This is a genomic window from Pedobacter anseongensis, from assembly GCF_037482965.1.
Classification (GTDB): Bacteria; Bacteroidota; Bacteroidia; order Sphingobacteriales; family Sphingobacteriaceae; genus Pedobacter; species Pedobacter anseongensis.
Map to the genome: position 1 here is coordinate 624576 of NZ_JBBHKB010000003.1, position 19117 is coordinate 643692.

20 protein-coding genes are annotated in these 19117 nt (G+C 37.2%); 13 read left to right on the forward strand and 7 right to left on the reverse strand.

Annotated features, from left to right (window positions below):
• Positions 1 to 21 precede the first annotated feature (21 nt).
• Complete coding sequence (locus WG904_RS13480; RefSeq protein WP_339579847.1) at positions 22 to 1101, reverse strand: metallophosphoesterase; 1080 nt, start codon at positions 1099 to 1101, stop codon at positions 22 to 24.
• Between the two features lie 204 nt (positions 1102 to 1305).
• Complete coding sequence (gene mce, locus WG904_RS13485; protein ID WP_339579848.1) at positions 1306 to 1713, reverse strand: methylmalonyl-CoA epimerase; 408 nt, start codon at positions 1711 to 1713, stop codon at positions 1306 to 1308.
• A gap of 122 nt (positions 1714 to 1835) precedes the next feature.
• Between mce and WG904_RS13490 the strand changes: the two genes are divergently transcribed.
• From WG904_RS13490 to WG904_RS13515, 6 genes are all read left to right on the forward strand, one after another.
• Positions 1836 to 3047, forward strand: a complete 1212-nt coding sequence (locus tag WG904_RS13490) for an IscS subfamily cysteine desulfurase (RefSeq protein WP_339579849.1) — start codon at positions 1836 to 1838, stop codon at positions 3045 to 3047.
• Positions 3048 to 3227: 180 nt separating this feature from the next.
• Positions 3228 to 3641, forward strand: a complete 414-nt coding sequence (gene iscU / locus WG904_RS13495) for a Fe-S cluster assembly scaffold IscU (RefSeq protein WP_339579850.1) — start codon at positions 3228 to 3230, stop codon at positions 3639 to 3641.
• Between the two features lie 115 nt (positions 3642 to 3756).
• Complete coding sequence (locus tag WG904_RS13500; protein ID WP_339579851.1) at positions 3757 to 4083, forward strand: HesB/IscA family protein; 327 nt, start codon at positions 3757 to 3759, stop codon at positions 4081 to 4083.
• 233 nt (positions 4084 to 4316) lie between these two features.
• On the forward strand, positions 4317 to 6227 hold the full coding sequence (locus WG904_RS13505; protein WP_339579852.1) for an AMP-dependent synthetase/ligase: 1911 nt from the start codon (positions 4317 to 4319) through the stop codon (positions 6225 to 6227).
• A gap of 300 nt (positions 6228 to 6527) precedes the next feature.
• On the forward strand, positions 6528 to 8237 hold the full coding sequence (lysS, locus tag WG904_RS13510) for a lysine--tRNA ligase (RefSeq protein ID WP_339579853.1): 1710 nt from the start codon (positions 6528 to 6530) through the stop codon (positions 8235 to 8237).
• 187 nt (positions 8238 to 8424) lie between these two features.
• Positions 8425 to 8634 carry a hypothetical protein gene (locus WG904_RS13515; RefSeq protein ID WP_339579854.1) on the forward strand — a complete coding sequence of 70 codons (210 nt, stop codon included), beginning with the start codon at positions 8425 to 8427 and terminating at the stop codon, positions 8632 to 8634.
• Between the two features lie 58 nt (positions 8635 to 8692).
• Here WG904_RS13515 and WG904_RS13520 read toward each other — a convergent pair whose 3' ends face one another.
• On the reverse strand, positions 8693 to 9235 hold the full coding sequence (locus WG904_RS13520) for a DUF2892 domain-containing protein (RefSeq protein WP_339579855.1): 543 nt from the start codon (positions 9233 to 9235) through the stop codon (positions 8693 to 8695).
• A gap of 93 nt (positions 9236 to 9328) precedes the next feature.
• Here WG904_RS13520 and WG904_RS13525 point away from each other — a divergent pair, with 93 nt between their 5' ends.
• The 3 genes from WG904_RS13525 to WG904_RS13535 all read left to right on the forward strand — a co-directional run bounded on the left by WG904_RS13525 (position 9329) and on the right by WG904_RS13535 (position 11027).
• Positions 9329 to 9853, forward strand: coding sequence for a TlpA family protein disulfide reductase (locus WG904_RS13525; RefSeq protein ID WP_339579856.1), 525 nt, complete (start codon positions 9329 to 9331; stop codon positions 9851 to 9853).
• A gap of 1 nt (position 9854) precedes the next feature.
• The gene (ung, locus tag WG904_RS13530; protein WP_339579857.1) at positions 9855 to 10535 is read left to right on the forward strand and encodes a uracil-DNA glycosylase; all 681 of its coding nucleotides are present in this window, start codon (positions 9855 to 9857) and stop codon (positions 10533 to 10535) included.
• Positions 10536 to 10616: 81 nt separating this feature from the next.
• Entirely contained in the window at positions 10617 to 11027 is a 411-nt protein-coding gene (locus WG904_RS13535) for a GxxExxY protein (protein ID WP_339579858.1), read from the forward strand.
• Positions 11028 to 11092: 65 nt separating this feature from the next.
• Here the strand turns inward: WG904_RS13535 and WG904_RS13540 are convergent, their stop codons facing one another.
• Positions 11093 to 11563 (reverse strand): Lrp/AsnC family transcriptional regulator, encoded by a 471-nt coding sequence (locus WG904_RS13540; RefSeq protein ID WP_090992261.1) that lies wholly within the window; start codon positions 11561 to 11563, stop codon positions 11093 to 11095.
• A gap of 139 nt (positions 11564 to 11702) precedes the next feature.
• Here WG904_RS13540 and WG904_RS13545 point away from each other — a divergent pair, with 139 nt between their 5' ends.
• From WG904_RS13545 to smpB, 4 genes are all read left to right on the forward strand, one after another.
• Positions 11703 to 12353 carry a metal-dependent transcriptional regulator gene (locus WG904_RS13545; RefSeq protein ID WP_339579859.1) on the forward strand — a complete coding sequence of 217 codons (651 nt, stop codon included), beginning with the start codon at positions 11703 to 11705 and terminating at the stop codon, positions 12351 to 12353.
• 3 nt (positions 12354 to 12356) lie between these two features.
• Positions 12357 to 14216, forward strand: coding sequence for an Nramp family divalent metal transporter (locus tag WG904_RS13550; protein ID WP_339579860.1), 1860 nt, complete (start codon positions 12357 to 12359; stop codon positions 14214 to 14216).
• A 100-nt stretch (positions 14217 to 14316) separates the two neighbouring features.
• A complete protein-coding gene (locus tag WG904_RS13555; RefSeq protein ID WP_339579861.1) occupies positions 14317 to 15033 on the forward strand; it encodes a transporter in 717 nt (238 codons plus the stop codon).
• Between the two features lie 8 nt (positions 15034 to 15041).
• Entirely contained in the window at positions 15042 to 15491 is a 450-nt protein-coding gene (smpB, locus tag WG904_RS13560) for an SsrA-binding protein SmpB (RefSeq protein WP_339579862.1), read from the forward strand.
• Positions 15492 to 15503: 12 nt separating this feature from the next.
• On the opposite strand, the gene WG904_RS13565 is transcribed toward smpB, so the two are convergent.
• The 3 genes from WG904_RS13565 to WG904_RS13575 are packed head-to-tail and all read right to left on the reverse strand — an operon-like array spanning position 15504 to position 19084.
• Positions 15504 to 16160, reverse strand: coding sequence for a protein-L-isoaspartate(D-aspartate) O-methyltransferase (locus WG904_RS13565; RefSeq protein WP_339579863.1), 657 nt, complete (start codon positions 16158 to 16160; stop codon positions 15504 to 15506).
• A gap of 60 nt (positions 16161 to 16220) precedes the next feature.
• Complete coding sequence (gene priA, locus WG904_RS13570) at positions 16221 to 18698, reverse strand: replication restart helicase PriA (RefSeq protein ID WP_339579864.1); 2478 nt, start codon at positions 18696 to 18698, stop codon at positions 16221 to 16223.
• Complete coding sequence (locus WG904_RS13575) at positions 18698 to 19084, reverse strand: DUF423 domain-containing protein (protein ID WP_339579865.1); 387 nt, start codon at positions 19082 to 19084, stop codon at positions 18698 to 18700. Before WG904_RS13575 ends, priA begins: the two co-directional genes overlap by 1 nt.
• Between the last annotated feature and the right edge of the window lie 33 nt (positions 19085 to 19117).

The window sequence follows — 19117 nt, forward strand, 5'->3', positions numbered from 1 at the left end:
GACTAATTATTTATTTCAATGTTACTGAAGCGGCATGCTTTTTCCATCACTATCAATCTTAATCCACTTACCATTATCGAACAACGCCGCTTGACAATCGCCAGCATGGCCATTAACATCTAAGCCTAGCACTTTGCCACCATAATAAAAACCCACATTCCCAGGCATAATGGTATGTCCTACTATAATTCTCGAAACATTAAACACGTTTAACGTTGTATTTACTTCCTCTTCGGTTGCTTTGGGAGCCGAAAAATAACCTCTATACCAAAAAAGCGAAGTTGCTCCTGTATAAAATGGGTCAATCGCTGGATTCCCTACTCCGCGTAATAACTTTACTTTGTCGTAGTATGGCCTACATAATTGATTAATTTCTGTAACGGAAAGTTTAAGTCCGTTAATTAAAGGCGCAACACCTGCATGCATGCACAAGTTATCGCCAATTTTCTCGATGGTATTTTTAGTGCGCAACCAGCGACCAAGTTCTGATTCAGTACCATAAAGCGACATATAATCCAACCCCATTACCTTCGCACTTTCTATGTATTTTTTCTGCAGATAACGTAAATCACCCGATAAGTTCATTATGTCGTGATTACCTAAAATAACGTGAACGTATCCCCCAGCCTTTACCGCCAAAGATTCTAATTTATACAAAAGCCACATCGCTTCTGGAACATGTGTGCCCCGATCGAATAAGTCGCCACAGATTACTAAATGGCCTCTACCGAACATCCATTTATAGCTTTCACTCATCACACCACTAGCAATAAGCAACGATCGAAACCCTTCAAATTCTCCTTCAATATCTGATAAGAATAACAGCTTCTCAGGCTGTGAAAATTCAGATTTCTCTTCCTTAAGTGTAGATTTAAGCGGTACAGTGAAATTCCATTTTGGATGTTCAGAAAATATCACTTTAGCTACTGCAGCTTTCTTTTGCGAAATCGGCACTGTAGAAGAAATCATTTTACCGGCAGATATAGATCTAAATACAATCTTATCCCCTTCATAACTTACATATGGGCCGTCATTCAATTCTTGCGCTGCCGCATTAAAATTAAATTGGACCAATGTAAACAAGGTTAACAGTCTTATCATCTTATTCGTTATTGCAGCGTATATTCGTTTGTATAAGCTCGCAATTTAATTAATTTTTACGTACTCACCATCTCCACTTCCTTACCTGGATTATCCGTTTCAGTAGCAACTTTATCCGTCTCGTCATTTTTTTCTGCGCGAATGTCTTTATTTTCGGCATGTGGCGTCACAGTTTCAATCTAAAGCTAATGACCAATGAGCCACCTAAACCCACTTTATTTCTTGACACAACTCTATCAACACCCCATTTGTTTGTTTTGGATGCACAAAACACACCATTTTATTATCAGCGCCTTTTTTAGGTTGCTCGTTTAACAGTACAAACCCTTCCTTTCTCAAACGCTCCATTTCTGCTATAATATCATCTACAGCAAAAGCGATGTGATGTATACCCTCTCCCTTTTTCTCAATAAACTTGGCAATTGCGCTTTCTTGTGAGGTAGCTTGGAGAAGCTCGACCTTGTTTTCGCCCGTTTTAAAAAAGGCAGTATTTACGTATTCTGAAGCTACTAACTCTGTTTTATAACAATCAGCATCAAGCAAACGTTGATAAATGTCTATCGAACTGGTCAGGTTTTTCACCGCAATACCAATATGTTCAATCTTATTCATAATTAAAATGGTTATGTGAATGTAAAAATGCGTGTTTTAATGGTAGGTTCATAACTATAATTTACGATTGTTCGTAAAAATATTTTGTATCTTTGTATATTATTAAGAACAAGAAAAAAAAGATGGAACTTCCTATTTACTTAGATAACAATGCCACTACCCCACTAGACCCTCGCGTTTTAGAGGCGATGTTGCCGTATTTCACTAATAAATTTGGCAATGCCGCTAGCCGTAATCATGCTTTTGGATGGGTTGCTGAAGAAGGTGTAGATTACGCACGTGAGCAAGTTGCTAAATTAATTGGCTGTACCGAAAAAGAAATTATTTTTACTTCAGGTGCTACTGAGGCTGATAATTTAGGTATTAAAGGTGTTTTTGAAATGTATGCCGATAAAGGGAACCACATCATCACTGCTACTACCGAACATAAAGCAATTTTAGATACCTGTAAACATTTAGAAAAACAAGGCGCTCGCGTTACTTATCTAAAAGTTAAAGAAGACGGGCTAATTGATTTAGCAGAATTAGAAGCCGCGATGACTCCAGAAACCATTCTTGTAACCATTATGTATGGCAACAACGAGATTGGCGTAGTGCAACCGATAAAAGAAATTTCGGCAATAGCGCACAAACACGGTGCATTGTTTTTTACTGATGCCACACAGGCGGTAGGTAAAATACCCGTAGATGTAAATGCTGATGGTATCGATTTAATGGCTTTTAGTGCACATAAAATGTACGGACCAAAAGGTGTTGGTGCTTTATATGTAAGAAGAAAAAACCCAAGGGTTAAGGTAACTTCACAAATGGATGGTGGTGGCCACGAACGTGGAATGCGTTCCGGAACCTTAAACGTACCAGGTATTGTTGGTTTAGGTAAAGCTTGCGAACTTTGCAGGCTAGAAATGGCCGATGAAGCAGTACGTTTATCTGCTTTGCGTGATAAATTAGAAGCAGCATTAACCACTATGGAAGAGAGCTATGTAAATGGAAATACGCAACATCGTTTACCACATGTAGCCAACATATCTTTTAAATATGTTGAGGGAGAAGGCTTAATGATGGCGATGAAAGATTTAGCGGTATCCTCAGGCTCTGCTTGTACATCAGCATCGCTAGAGCCTAGTTATGTATTAAAAAGTTTAGGCCTTTCTGATGATTTGGCACACTCTTCGATACGTTTCGGATTAGGTCGCTTTACCACCGCTGAAGAAATAGATTACGCAATAGAAAATACAAAAAAAGCCGTTAACCACTTAAGAAACCTTTCACCACTATGGGAAATGTTTAAAGACGGTATCGATTTGAGTAAAATTGAATGGGCAGAACATTAGTTGGCGGAGCCAACGGTTGCAGGTTACGAGTTATAAGTTGTAAGGCTGGATGCCTAAAATCCTCTTGCAAACACATAAAGTTGAAGCGTAATAGCTAAGGCACTCAAACCCACAACAGGCAACTCACAACACCTAATAAAAGAAAAAACCTCCCGAAAACGGGATTTAAAGAAAATAAAAATGGCATATTCAGAAAAAGTAATGGAACATTATACCAACCCTCGCAATGTTGGTACGTTAAATAAAGACAGCAAATCTGTAGGTACGGGTTTAGTTGGCGCTCCAGAATGTGGAGACGTTATGCGCCTTCAAATTGAAGTAGACAGCAATAATGTAATTACCGATGCTAAATTTAAAACATTTGGGTGCGGTTCGGCAATTGCATCTTCTTCATTAGCTACAGAATGGCTAAAAGGAAAAACAATCGACGAGGCTTTAACTATCGATAACATGGATATTGTTGAAGAATTAGCTTTACCACCAGTTAAAATTCACTGTTCGGTACTGGCAGAAGATGCAATTAAATCGGCCATTAACGATTACCGTGTTAAAAATGGCTTAGAAGCATTTGAATTGGCTAAATCGCACCATTAATTAGTATGTAGTATTTAGTATTATATTAAATACTAAAAGTAACGATATGCTAAACCACTAACCCGGTCTGAAACGATATCTAACTACTTTATACGAACTATTAAATACTATTAAGATGATTACCATAACCGATAAAGCAAAAAGCAAAATTGATCACCTAATGAAGGATTCAGAAATGGGTTCTGATTATTTTTTACGTGTTTCAGTAAAAGGTGGTGGCTGTTCTGGCTTGTCGTATAACTTGGATTTCGACAACGAAGCTCAAAAAGGAGATCAATTTTTTGAAGACCGAGGCATCAAAATTGCCCTAGATATGAAATCGTTTCTATACCTAGCTGGCACCGAATTAGATTTTACAGACGGATTAAATGGTAAAGGTTTTGCCTTTAACAACCCGAATGCAAGCCGCTCATGTGGCTGTGGAGAAAGTTTTTCAGTTTAAATTTTAATTTTACAGTTCAGAAAGGCGCTTAAATTTTAGGTGCCTTTTTTTGTTTTTACCAGCTGATGATGTTTCTATTTGCACCATCTTAGGCGTCAAAGGTTATCTTAGTTGAACAGTAACCAAACAACTTCGATTTTCTAAGCGGCCTTAGATGGTGGAAAAAAGCACTTAGTATTGCTTAGATGGTTAAAAACCTTTATCATTGTTAGCTAAATATAAATTAAGCCCATATGAAGGTTACATTTAACGAATTTTCTACTGTTCCGAGTCTATTAAGAAACGTTGTAGGAAATATTCATAATCCTGAAGAAACTTTTTTAATCCATAAGAAAGGTGTGAATTGGGAAGAAGTTTCCTTTGCAGCTACCCTAAGTAAAGCAGATTCCATTTCAGCTTTCTTCCTCGAAAAAGGAATTTCCAAAGGCGACCGATTGGGCTTGATGATCGAAAATTGTCCAGAATATGTATATTATGATCAAGGTATTCAGCAAATTGGCGCAATCAATGTATCAGTTTATCCAACTTTATCAGCGCATGAAGTAGCTTATATTATTAATGATTCTGGCATCAAAGCTTTGTTAATAGGCAATCCTTTTCTATTTAAAAAAGTAGTGAAAATTGCGGCAAATTGCTCGGAACTACTTTACATTATTCCAACCTTTGCCGACTTCGAAAAAATTGCTGTTCCCGCCGATGTAAAAGCCGAAATCATTCCCTTTAAAACTTTAGTGGAAAAATCAATTAGTGAGAGCGAGCATAAACAAATTAATTTACGTAGACGAGAGGTTTTACCATCAGATCTATCCTCTTTAATTTATACATCAGGTACTACGGGTACGCCGAAAGGGGTAATGCTTACCCACAACAATTTTGTCGAAAACGTAAAGGTGTGTTTGCAACAAATCCCAGTAATCGACAAAACTGAAACCTTTTTATCCTTCCTACCCCTATCTCACGTATTCGAACGCACTGCAACCTACCACGTTTGCTGTGCTCAAGGTTGCAAAATTGCTTTCGCACAGAGCTTAGAGTTATTGGCTAAGAATATGGGCGAAGTACGGCCTACCATCATGTCGTGCGTTCCTCGATTACTTGAGCGCATACACGATAAAGCCATTAAATCGGGTACCTCGGCTGGCGGAATGAAAGCTAAGATCTTTAATTGGGCCTTGGAAACTGGGAAAAATTACCGCGAAGCAAAAGAAGCTGGGAAAAGTGTAGGATTAGCGCTAAGCGCTAAAAAGGCATTAGCCGAAAAATTGGTTTTTAGTAAAATTAAAGAAAAAACTGGCGGAAGACTTAAATTTATGTTATCAGGGGGTGCAGCGCTACCGCGTAATGTTGGCGAGTTTTTTGGCGACTTAGGCATCAAAGTATTGGAAGGCTTCGGATTAACTGAAACCTCGCCCGTAATGGCTGTAACCGAGTATCACCGACAAGTGTATGGAACTGTAGGACGGATTATTCCAGGTATCGAAGTGGCTATCCAAGACATCGATACGAAAGAGATGATTACCATCCAAACCCATCATACCTTTAAAGAAGACTTTGAATGTGCAGAAGGTGAAATTATTGTGCGTGGCCATTGTGTAATGAAAGGCTATTTTAACAAACCTGCAGAAACTGCAGAAGCAATCGATAAAGACAAATGGTTTCATACGGGAGATATTGGACGATACTATAAAGGCAACCTGCAAATTACCGATCGTTTAAAAAACATGATCGTTAATGCCTATGGAAAAAATGTGTATCCAACCCCTGTTGAAAATATATACCTGAAAAGCCCTAAAATAGATCAACTATTCTTAATTGGTGATAAACGCGAATACATTACCGCTATTATCATTCCTAATAAAGAAACCTTACAAGAGAATTTTGATTTAAAAGAGTCTTTCTTTCAGGAAGAAAGTTCTTTTATCGATAATCAAGAAATAAAAGAATGGTTCGAAAAAGATATCAAGAAAATCTCTAACGAACTGGCCAAGTTCGAGCGTATTAAAAATTTCATTATTAAACGCAACCCATTCGATATCGACGAGGGTGAAATTACCCCAACTATGAAAGTAAAGCGCCGTGTAGTAGAGAAAAAATATGCCGAAGATATTAATGCGATGTACCAGGAAGCGGTAGAAGTTGACTAATATTTAATATTTCTTTCTCACTATTTATTTATTCAACTTGCCTACTGTTGATTTCTAAATAAATAAATCTCATCCTAAAGTTGTTGGCTTGAAAAGTCGCGCAAGTGAAATTTTAAACAAAAAAAGAAAGCTAATTCTTGGAATGATAAGAAAGATAAATTTACATTTAAAAATAGCAATGGAAGTTCTTGTGCAAGCATATTAAGAAAAAGTCTGCGCAATCTGCAAAATCTACAGGAGAAAACCCTTAGAATTACCATATCAACTACAAATTCACTACTTTTGCAAAAAATACGATACATGAGTACAGGATTATCAGAACAGGAATCATTACGCCGCGATTCATTAAAACAACTTCGCGAACTAGGGATTAATCCCTACCCTGCAGAAGCATACGAAATAAATGCGAATGCGGCCGATATACAAGCGAACTATGAAAAAGATAAAACAGCTTACAAGACCATCAGCATTGCTGGACGTATTATGGGCCGTAACATTATGGGTGCTGCTTCTTTTGCTGAACTACAAGATGCAACAGGCCGTATACAAATCTATTTAAAACGTGATGAGCTTTGTCCGGGTGATGATAAAACACTTTACAACACTGTATTCAAGAAATTATTAGATATTGGCGATTTTATAGGCGTACAAGGTTATGTTTTCACCACGCAAACTGGCGAAATCTCTATACACGTCACTAAATTAACCGTTCTATCTAAATCATTACGTCCCCTACCTATCGTAAAACGAGATGATGATGGCAATGTATACGATGGGTTTACCAATCCTGAATTGCGTTACAGAATGCGGTACGTAGATTTAACGGTTAATCCCGATTACAAGCAAATCTTCATCAACCGCTCGAAAGTAATTAATACTATGCGTAACTATTTCGACAACCAAGGTTGGATGGAAGTAGAAACCCCAATTTTACAAGCTATACATGGTGGCGCAGCGGCTCGCCCATTCGAAACACACCACAATACCTTAGCTATGCCTTTATTTCTACGCATTGCGAACGAATTGTATCTAAAACGATTAATTGTAGCGGGTTTTGATGGCGTTTACGAGTTCGGTAAAATGTTCAGAAACGAAGGAATGGACCGTACACACAACCCAGAATATACAGCAATGGAAATTTATGTTGCGTATAAAGACTACATCTGGATGATGGGCATGTTAGAAGAATGCTTAGAGAAAATTGCAGTAGCTATACACGGACAACCGCTTGTTAAAGTTGGCGAACATGAAATTAATTTCGCTGGTCCTTACGAGAAATTAACCATGTACGAGTCTATTCAAAAATATACAGGCATCGACGTTTCTGCAATGAGTGAAGCCGAAATTGCACAGACGTGTAAAGATTTGGGCATCGAGATTGATGATAGCATGGGTAGAGGTAAATTAATTGATGAAATTTTTAGCGAGAAAGTAGAAGCTAATCTAATTCAGCCGACTTATATTACCGATTACCCAATAGAAATGACACCTTTAGCTAAAAAACATCGTAGCAAAGAAGGTTTGGTAGAGCGTTTCGAGTTATTTGTAAATGGTAAAGAGATTGGAAATGCCTATTCAGAATTAAATGATCCGATAGACCAGAAAGAACGCTTTGAAGAACAACTAAAACTTGCCGACAGAGGGGATGATGAAGCCATGGCGATGGATGATGATTTTGTACGTGCCTTAGAATACGGCATGCCACCAACGTCTGGATTAGGAGTTGGTATCGATCGTTTGGTAATGTTGATGACTGATCAATCTACCATTCAAGAAGTTTTATTCTTCCCTCAAATGCGCCCAGAGAAAAAGAAAATTGAGCTAACTCCTGAAGAAAAAGAGTTATTCGACTTGGTAAAAGAAGAAGAAGAACCACTTCTAACGGAGATTAAATCAAAGCTTGCCGAATGGAGCAATAAAAAATGGGATACCACTTTAAAAGCCCTAACCGGCAAAGGTTTACTTAAAGTTAGCAAAACAGATGAGGGCTTATTTTTGTCGAAGAAATAGGTAATGGGGAATTGAAAATAGACGAGTTATTTAGCATTAAGGCTATTTCCTATTCTCTATTTTCTATTACCTCATGAAACACTAGAATAGCACTCACTTAACATAAGCATAACAAAAACTTAAAGCCTTAGCGTACGCAAATACGATAAGGCTTTTCTAATTTTAAGCTCTTAAAAAACAATACATTATGATTAACTCGAGCTTAGAAATCACCGAAAACCAATATTGCATCAAATTAAGTAAAGATACTTTTGATTTATCACTAGTTCGTCAACTCATAAAGCGTATACAAGCTGAAGAATTATTTTTTAGCCGTAAAGCTATGCAAGATGAAGATATCATCAGCAGAAGCAATGAAGCATACGAAGAAAATTTTGATCGGCTGGAAGATAAATAAGTCTAGAGTCGGCAGTCTAAAGTCTAGAGTCAATTTACTCAAGACTAATGACTCAAGACTAGCGACTGTAACGTACCTGCTGTTGCTTATCCATCAAGCCCATCTGATCTTTCATTTGTTTGATTTGATCAGCGAGCAATTTATTTTTATCAGCTTTTTTAGCCTCAGTTAAATACATCTGAGCCTCGCGTTTGTTGCGCTTCGCCATTGCTATTCCAGCTAAACTAAGTTTAGCCAACGCCACGTTATGATCCATGTGCAGGCCGTACGAAAGGGCTTGCTTAAAGTATTTTTCAGATTTCATCGGTGCTTTACGCGATTCGATTAATCCAATCAATAAATTATAATAGCCAAATTGCACTTTATTCAATTCTTTCTCATAGCTTTTTATTCTTGCTAGGCTTGCTTCGGCCTTTGGCATATTATCTTTACGTAAATGCCATTGGGCAATTAACATATTCTCATTGTAGAAAAAAGTAACAAAAACGAGTAGGCTTAAGAACACTAAAAGTATTCCCCAGCCCCAGAAACTAAAAATCATAAGTGCTACTGCAGCACCCACTAAAGTAAATCCAATAATTAAACGGATAAAGTTTGGCATAGTTTTATAATATTTGTACAAATATCGTGTTTATATACCAAAAAATAGATTTAAAATTTATAAATTTAAGGTGTTAATATAAATCATATACTGATGAAATCTATCATTTCGGCTATCTTATTATTATTTGCAATGAATGCAACTGCACAAGAATTGAATAAAAAAATTGAAGATCCAAATAGGCATAAAGAAATAATGTTAAACGTTTGTACTCGAGAAGCTATAACTTCTTTCGATGAGTTTAAAGCAAGTTATGATCCAAATTATGCCGCTTACAAAGTAGATTCGACAACACTGAAGGAATTAGGGAAATTAGCCAAAGGAAAAAAAATTACGATCGTTCTGGGAACGTGGTGCGGCGATAGTAAATATCAAGTGCCTAATTTCTTAAAAATTGCTGATGCACTTAATTTAACGGATAAAGATATCACTTTTATTGCGGTTGATGGCACTAAAAAAGCTGAAAATGGCTTAATTGATAAATTGAAAATCGAACGTGTTCCAACCATTATATTTAATGATAAAAAAGGAACAGAAATAGGACGTATTACTGAATCCCCAAAAGAAACCTTAGAAAAAGATATGCTTAAAATCTTAACTGAGGTGAAAACAAAGTAAAATGTCGGCAACTTTAGAACCGAGTTGGCTAAACATACTTGCCCAAGAATTTGAAAAGCCATACCTAAAAACCCTAAAATCCTTTTTGCTAGAAGAAAAACAGAACGGATTTTCAGTTTATCCGAAAGGAACGGATATTTTTAACGCCTTTAATCACACTCCATTTGAACAAGTTAAAGTGGTGATATTAGGTCAAGATCCTTACCATGGCACCAATCAAGCTCACGGATTATCATTTAGCGTGCAAAAAGGGATGCCTATTCCCCCATCCCTAAAAAACATGTATAAAGAATTGGCCAATGAATTTCCCGATTTTAAAATACCAACCCATGGCAACTTAACTTCATGGACCGATCAAGGCGTTTTATTACTTAACGCCACCTTAACTGTTCGTGCCCACGAAGCTGGTTCGCATCAAAATAAAGGCTGGGAAATTTTTACCGACAAGGTAATTACCGAATTATCTGCAAAACGTAGTGGATTGGTATTCTTACTTTGGGGACGTTATGCGCAACAAAAAGAGCGCTTAATCGATTCCACAAAACATTATATCCTCAAAGCGGCCCACCCCTCACCTTTCTCGGCTTATAACGGCTTTTTTGGTTCAGGCCACTTCGCAAAAGCAAATGCGTTTTTGAAACAGCAGGGGTTGGAGGAGATTGATTGGCAGATTGAAGATTAGTTTTTCACCACCTTAGAAAACCTTAGATTTTTTTTAATATATTCGTACATCATCTCTATTGATCCATTTAATCTAATTAATATGATTGATAGAAAATTCCTTAATGTATTAGAATATAAAGTAACCGGGGCATGTATTGAAGTGCATAAAGCATTGGGTTCCGGATTATTAGAAAGCATCTATCACAATTGCTTAAAGAAAGAGTTCCAATTAAGGAGTATAAATTTTATTTCAGAAAAGAAAATACTCATTAATTATAAGGATGAAGTTTTAGATACTAAGATTCGAGCTGATTTCTTTATTGAGAATTGTTTGATTTTAGAACTGAAATCGGTAGAAAGAGTTTTACCAATTCATGAGGCTCAAGTTCTCACTTATATGAAAATTTTAAAAGCGCCAAAAGGTTTGCTGATAAATTTCAATAGCATGAATATTATTCAACATGGCAAGAAACCCTTTATCAATGAATTTTATGATTTACTAAAGGATTAGCTATAGAAATTAACTAAGCCGATCTAAGGTTTCTAAGGTGATTGAAAATCAAGAAAGCAAAAAGATCAGTACTCCAAAGGCACAATCGGCTCCTTCTTGGTGGTCGACATAATCATCATCGTTTGAAACGTTTTAACGACCGATATTTTACTGATCTTATCCATAATTAAACGTTCATACGCCTTAATATCATTTACGTACACCTTCAATAAGAAGTCGGCCTGCCCAGTTACGTGATGGCATTCGGTAATCTCGTTAATCTGGTTTACCTCGTCCAAAAAGATTTGGATGGTATTGTTTTTATGAAAATCAAGCTGAACTTGGATGAAAGTTTTAATACCCAAACCTAGTTTCTCTTCATCAACCAATGCATGGTAACTCTTAATGTAACCCGACATTTCTAGTTTGCGCACTCTCTCTAAGGTAGGTGCTGGCGATAAGCCAATCTCTTGCGATAAAAGTAAATTGGTAATTCTACCGTTTTCTTGCAAAAGCTTAAGAATTTTAAAATCAGTTTTATCTAGTTCTGACGCCATAATTTTAGGGATTATTACCAAAGGTAGGATACTAACGCTTATTCGCCAAATTTTATTTTACAAATGCATTCAAAATTTCCTTTTTATTTTACAAAATATTTTTTAGATTTGTCTAAATTTATAATTAGATTAACAAAAAATGCAATCGTTCACCGAAGAAAATTACCTAAAAGTAATCTATCACCTGTCGGTTATCAGTAACCCGGTGCAAACTAATGCCATCGCCGAGCGTATCCAAACCAAGGCAGCTTCGGTTACCGATATGCTTAAAAAGCTCTCAGAGAAGGAATTGGTCGATTATATAAAATATCAGGGTGTAACGCTTACCGAAAAAGGGAAACTTACTGCCATAAATATTGTTAGAAAACATCGATTATGGGAAGTATTTTTAGTTGAAAAATTAAATTTCAAATGGGATGAGGTACATGAGGTAGCCGAAGAGCTCGAACATATTGCATCAACATTATTGGTAGAGCGATTAGATGAGTTTTTAGAGTTCCCTAAAGTAGACCCTCACGGCGATCCAATACCCGACCAACATGGAAACTTTGCGGATCTCTCTTTTATCAAATTGAGTAAGCTTAAAGCTACCGAAAAAGGCACGATTACCGGAGTAAGCGAACACTCTACTCCATTTTTAAAGCATTTAGAGAAACTTGGATTAATTCTAGGTAAAAAAATAGCAATATCCGAAATTATAGATTTCGACGGTTCAGTAGAATTGTTAGTCGACGATAAAAAAATAAACATTAGCAAGGAAGTAGCAAAGCACATTTTAATTAGCAGGTAATATATGAACCAAAAACAGTCATTAAGCGAAGTGCACAAAAGTGTTGCCACCGATAAGCGAAAAGGATGGCGCAGAATACTGGCATTTATTGGTCCGGCTTACCTCGTAAGTGTGGGTTATATGGATCCTGGTAATTGGGCCACGGATATTGCCGGCGGCAGTAAATTTGGTTATCAGTTAATTTGGGTGCTATTGATGTCGAACTTAATTGCATTGCTTTTACAATCCTTAAGTGCGCGATTAGGGATTGTAAGGGGACTAGATTTAGCGCAAGCTTCTAGAAATACCTATCCAAAATGGGTTAATTTCCCCTTGTTCATTTTAGCACAAACCGCCATTATTGCATGCGATTTAGCCGAAATTATTGGTATGGCCATCGGGTTAAACCTACTTTTCGGTCTTCCATTAATTTGGGGCGTGTCTATCACTATATTCGACACCGTGCTCTTACTTTTTCTTTTAAACAAAGGAATGCGAAAAATGGAGGCATTTATCGTGTCGATGGTTTTTATCGTTGGCGTTTCTTTTCTCATCGAAATGTTTATTGTTGAACCTTCCCTTAAAGAAGTTATTCGTGGGTTCGAACCCTCTTTGCTCACCGGCGATGCGCTGTACATTGCCATTGGTATTATCGGTGCAACCGTTATGCCACACAACCTCTATCTGCACTCTTCATTGGTTCAAACCCGAAAATTTGAACGCGATAGTAAAGGAATCAAAGAAGCTATTAAATTTAACTTTATCGATACTGCCGTTGCGTTAAACCTTGCATTTTTTGTAAATGCAGCAATTTTAATTTTAGCTGCAGCAGCTTTCTTTAAAAATGGTTTTCATGAAGTAGCCGAAATTCAAGACGCCCATCGCTTACTGAGCGATATTTTTGGTAATGTTGCCCCTGCTTGTTTTGCGATAGCGTTAATTGCGGCTGGACAAAGTTCGACCGTTACAGGTACTTTAGCAGGACAAATTATTATGGAAGGCCACCTTAACTTACGCATTCAACCTTGGCTAAGGCGTTTAATAACTCGCTTATTAGCTATTATCCCTGCTTTTTTTACCATTTTGTTTTTTGGAGAAAATGCGCTCGGCGGATTATTAATCCTAAGTCAAGTTGTACTAAGTTTACAACTCGGTTTTGCTATTATTCCCTTAATTCACCTTACCTCCGATAAAAAGGAAATGAAAGATTTTACCATCAAAACTTGGGTAAAAGTGCTGGCTTGGATGAGTGCGGTAGCCATTGTGAGTTTAAATATTAAACTTGTGGTCGAAGAAATAACAGGATGGATTGCCGAAGATAATGGCTGGTACATCTATGTAATTGTAATTCCTATGGCTATTTTAGTGGGTTTATTACTCGTTTATATCTTTATTTATCCGTTGATTAATAGAAACCAACGCATTGGTAATGTGCCTCATGGAAATGCCTTAGCCATAGAAAATGTAGAAAAAATTAACTATAAAAAAATAGGTATTACCGTAGATTTTTCTACCAATGATAGAAATACGATCCGCCATGCGCTAATTCAGGGCGGAAAAGAAGCTCATTATTACTTAATTCACGTGGTCGAAACAGCTGCAGCACGCTATCATGGAAAAACGGTAATGGATCACGAAACTCAATCAGATACCGAAAATTTGGAAAAATATCGTATAAATTTGCATGATTTAGGATATGAGGCTAGTCCACATATTGGTTTTGGAGGTACAGCAAAGGCCATCGCCGAGATTAGTAAACAAAATCAAATTGAACTGTTGGTAATGGGCGCACATGGACACAAGGGCTTAAAAGACCTTATATTTGGTACCACCGTCGATTCGGTTCGCCATAAAGTAACTATTCCAGTTTTAATCGTAAGATAATGAAGAAACTACTACTATTAATTATTTTAAGTTGGGCGTTTTCAACTTTCGCACAAAGTGATAAAAAATACACTTTGTTTCACCTGTTCCAAAAGATAAAATGCGTGGATTAAGCACAGATAGACCCGACATTACCGAAAGCCCAATTTCGGTCGATGCCGGACATTTTCAAATCGAAACCGATGTGTTTAAAACCACTATAAATAAAACAGCGGGTATAAAAACAGTAGAAAATAATTTTAATCTTGCGAATCTAAAACTCGGTATAAACAACCGTACCGATTTGCAATTGGTAGTTGGAAGTTATGCAAATAGCTACATAAAGGATAAAAGTGGAAATAAAATCAATAACTCATCAGGCTTTGGTGATTTAACTCTTCGAGTAAAATATAATTTTTGGGGTAATGATGATGGTAAAACAGCCTTTGCCATGATGCCTTATGTAAATTTACCTACGAGTGCCGATAATTCGAATATAGAAGCAGGTGTCGTTTTTCCATTTAGTGTAGATTTAGGGAACGATTTTGGTTTTGGAACACAAGTACAATTCGACGTCGTAAAATCTGCACTCACTTCTGGCTATCATGGTAGTTTTCTGCATTCGGTAGTACTGGGCAAAGAGTTTAGCAGATCGTTCGAAGCCTTTGCCGAAAGTTATTTTACAGTAGACGCAGAACGTAAACAATTTCAACTGTCTGTTAATGGTGGATTGGGCTATTTGCCTACTGAAAACCTAAAATTTGACATTGGATTTAATTATGGTTTAACCAAAAACACAGATAATGTTTATTTTATCGGCTTTTCTTTCAGATATTAGCAGATATTATGGCGAACGACATCCAAATAAAGAATAAAAGAGCATATTTCGATTATCATGTACTAGAAAGTTTTGTTGCGGGCATTGCCCTATTAGGTACTGAGATTAAAGCGATTAGACAAGGAAAAGCAAACATGACCGATGCATTTTGTATGTTCATTGGAAACATTCTTTACGTTAGAAACCTTCACATTTCTGAATATAGCCATAGTTCTTTTCATCATCACGACATAAAAAGAGACCGTGCTTTATTGTTAAAAAAGAAAGAACTCAAAAAGCTAAAAGTTAAGGGCGAAGAAAAAGGCTATACAATTGTGCCATTACGCATTTTTACTAACGACAGGGGTTTTGCCAAAATAGAAATTGCCTTGGCTCAAGGTAAAAAAGAATTCGACAAACGGGATAGTATTAAAGATCGCGAAAGTAAAAGGGAAATGGATAGAGCGATGAAGATTTAATTAACTATTTATCTACCAAGCCTGATCCCCAACCAGCGGTACAAATCTAAACGTGTCTAATTCTATCTTATCATAATCGTTCTCGTTAACACGGATCACTGTAACCATTTTCTGCGATTTTTCATCCCCTACCGGAATTACCAAAATACCGCCAATTTTTAACTGCTTTAAGAGAACTTCGGGTACAAAAGGTGCCCCTGCAGTAACAATAATTTTATCGTAAGGCGAATGTTCTTCGATGCCCTTAGACCCATCACCCAGAAAAAAATCGGCCTTATAGCCCATTCCTGGCAAGACTCTTATGGTATGCCTATATATGCTCTCTTGACGCTCTATAGTGTATACCTTTGCACCCAATTCCATCAAAATGCAAGTCTGATAACCAGATCCCGTACCTATTTCTAAAACTTTATCCCCTTTTTGAATGTGAAGCACTTCAGTTTGATAGGCTACAGTATAAGGCTGAGAAATGGTTTGTCCATCGCCTATCGGAAAAGCAATGTCCTTATAAGCCTGATTCCAAAAGGTTTCGTCGAAAAAGAAGTGACGTGGTACTTTACCAATGGCTTTTAATACGCGTTCGTCTGTAATGCCTCGTTCTTTAAGCAAAACAACCAATTTTTTACGTGCACCCTGTTCTCTGTAATTGTCTATAAATTTATACGCCATTATGCCCAAAAATAGGTTTTTGAATATAATTTAACAGTATTAATTTCCTAACAATTTCTTCTAGTAAGGATCCACATCAATCTGTACAATTATGCTCTTAAACTCCTTTTGCGTATTAAATTCTTTGATGGTATCCTTTATCATGCCCTTTACCTTTTGTACACTGATCGTTTTCTCAATCTTGATACTAATCTGCTTTAGATAATAATTTCTAATTCGGGCGATCAAAGGTTGTTCTGGACCTAAAATACGAGTTCCCAATTGCAATCTTAACGCAGTGGCCAAACTTTGAGCACCCATAGCTAACACATTGGCATCCTTATGTTTTACATTAATAAAAATCAATCGCGTAAATGGCGGATAATTATATTTTTCCCGTTCTAACAACTCATCGGCATACATTTCGAGGTAATTATTATCAAGCACCTGCTTGATGATACGATGCGAATCGTTGTAGGCCTGAATAATCGACAATCCTTGTTTATCCCTTCTTCCGGCTCTCCCTGCAACTTGGGCTAAAAGCTGATAGCTTCGTTCAAATGCTCTAAAATCGGGGTAATTTAACAGGGTGTCGGCATTAATTACCCCAATTAGGCCCACATTATCGAAATCTAGCCCTTTAGCCACCATTTGGGTACCAATTAAAATTTGTGTTTTCTTGTCTTGGAAGTCGGCAATAAGTTGTTGCATTCCATTTTTAGTTCGCGTACTATCTAAATCGAGACGTGCAATTTTTACATCGGGAAAGAGTAGCGAAAGTTCTTCCTCAATCCGTTCTGTTCCAAAACCTTTTTGCTCGATATGCACAGAGCCGCACGCAGGGCAAATAGTTATGCTATTTTGATGATAACCACAATAATGGCAATGCAGTTTTCCACTGGTTTTATGATAGGTTAAACTTACATCGCAATTCACACATTTTGGTGCATAGCCACAGGTGGCACAAATGAGGATAGTTGCATAACCTCGCCTATTTTGGAACAAGATAATCTGTTCTTTATTTTCGAGCGCCATGGTGATATGTTCTAGAAGCACACTTGTAAAATAAGCGGTCATCTTTTTCCGCTTCGTTTCTTCAGCAATACTCACTACCTCTTGCAAGGGCAATAACACCCCTCCAAAGCGCTCTTCGAGTTTTACCAATCCGTATTTACCTGTACTTGCATTATAATAACTTTCGATAGATGGCGTTGCAGAACCTAATATTACCTTTGCCCGATGCAAATGACCCAAGAAAACCGCAGCATCTCTGGCCTGGTAGCGCGGTGAAGGCTCATGTTGCTTGTAAGACGATTCATGCTCTTCATCCACTACAATTAATTTCAACTCCCCAAAGGGTAAAAACACAGCTGAACGTGCACCGAGCAGCACTTGGTACGTACCATTTAGCACCTTATTCCAAATCTCAACTCTTTCGTTATCATTAAATTTAGAGTGGTAAACTCCTATTTTATCTCCAAAGTATAATTTTATGCGTTCAACAATCTGCGTGGTTAATGCAATTTCTGGCAACAAGAAAAGTACTTGTCCACCCCCCTCAATTGCCTTTTCAATTAATTTTATATACAACTGTGTTTTCCCCGAAGCTGTAATCCCATGCAATAGCACCACATCTTTTTCCATGAATTTAGATTCTATCTCGTTAAATGCATGTTGTTGAGCCTCACTTAAGCTAAAATTAACTTCAAATTCATCCTGTGCTTCAGCCAGCCTACTTACTTGCCGCTTTTCTATACTAAAAACGTCTTTATCTATTAAAGCTTTTAGCGCCGCTTGTCCACTCCCACTCGTCTCTAACAACACCTGTTTAGAAATAATTGGGTTGGCTTTCGCTAATTTTAAATAGCCCAGCAGCGCATCCAACTGTTTTGGCGCTCTTTCTAATACCGAAAAAAGCTGCCTCAAATTTTCTTCATCTTTATAAAATGTATTTAAACGGATAAACGATTTAAGTAATGGTTTATACTTCTCCGTTACCTCTTCGGCTATATAGATGGCTTCTTTACTAATGAGCGAATTAATGGTAGGATAAACTTTTTTCTGACCTAAAAGCGCTATCACTTCATCAACACTCATACGTTGTTGCTTTAAAAGCACATCGAATATTAACTTTTCCTTCTCAGTTAAATCTAACTGTTCGGGCCATTCTTCTCTTAACACTAAAAGCGTTTCGCTAGCTAATTTTAAGCCCGTTGGCAAAGCAGCCGCCATTGCATCGCCCTCATTGCATAAATAGTACGATGTTATCCAATCCCAAAATTCGAACTGTTTTTTCGTAATTACCGGAAATTCATCAACAACATCGATGATGTACTTGGCTTCATAGAATTCGGGTGGAGTTGTACCTATTTTTTTAACGAGGGCGGTATATATTTTATGCTTTCCGAATTGCACCACTACACGTTTTCCAACCGCAACACTTTCACTAAGTTCGAACGGAACTCTATAGGTGTAGTTGATGGCTAACGATAACGGCAATATCACTTCCACAAAGAGCGTCTCCCTTTCCGAAAAATCCGATGCGCTGGCAAATAACATTATTTATCGCGTAAAGCAGCTAGGAAAAGGGAAATCCAACCTGCGATAAAACATAATCCTCCAATTGGCGTAAGCGGACCTAAAATTGAAGCAAATGAAACGTGATAGGTGTGTTTTAAGGCAAGTAGATATAACGAACCCGAAAATAAAACAATCCCTAACGTAAATAAAACAAAAGCCAGGGCAATTAATTTATGTTTATATCTGGCAAAAGTAGAAAGGTACAACAAGGCAAACGTATGATAAAATTGATACTCTACTCCTTTTTGCCAAATGGCCAAGGATTCGGAATCTACTATTTTTTTAAGGCTATGGGCACCAAAAGCACCTAAAACTACTGCTAATGCACCAAAAAAGGCTGCAGTAAGGATAATTCGTTTGTTCATTCGTTTCGGCTTTAAAGGATTGCTAATTTAAGA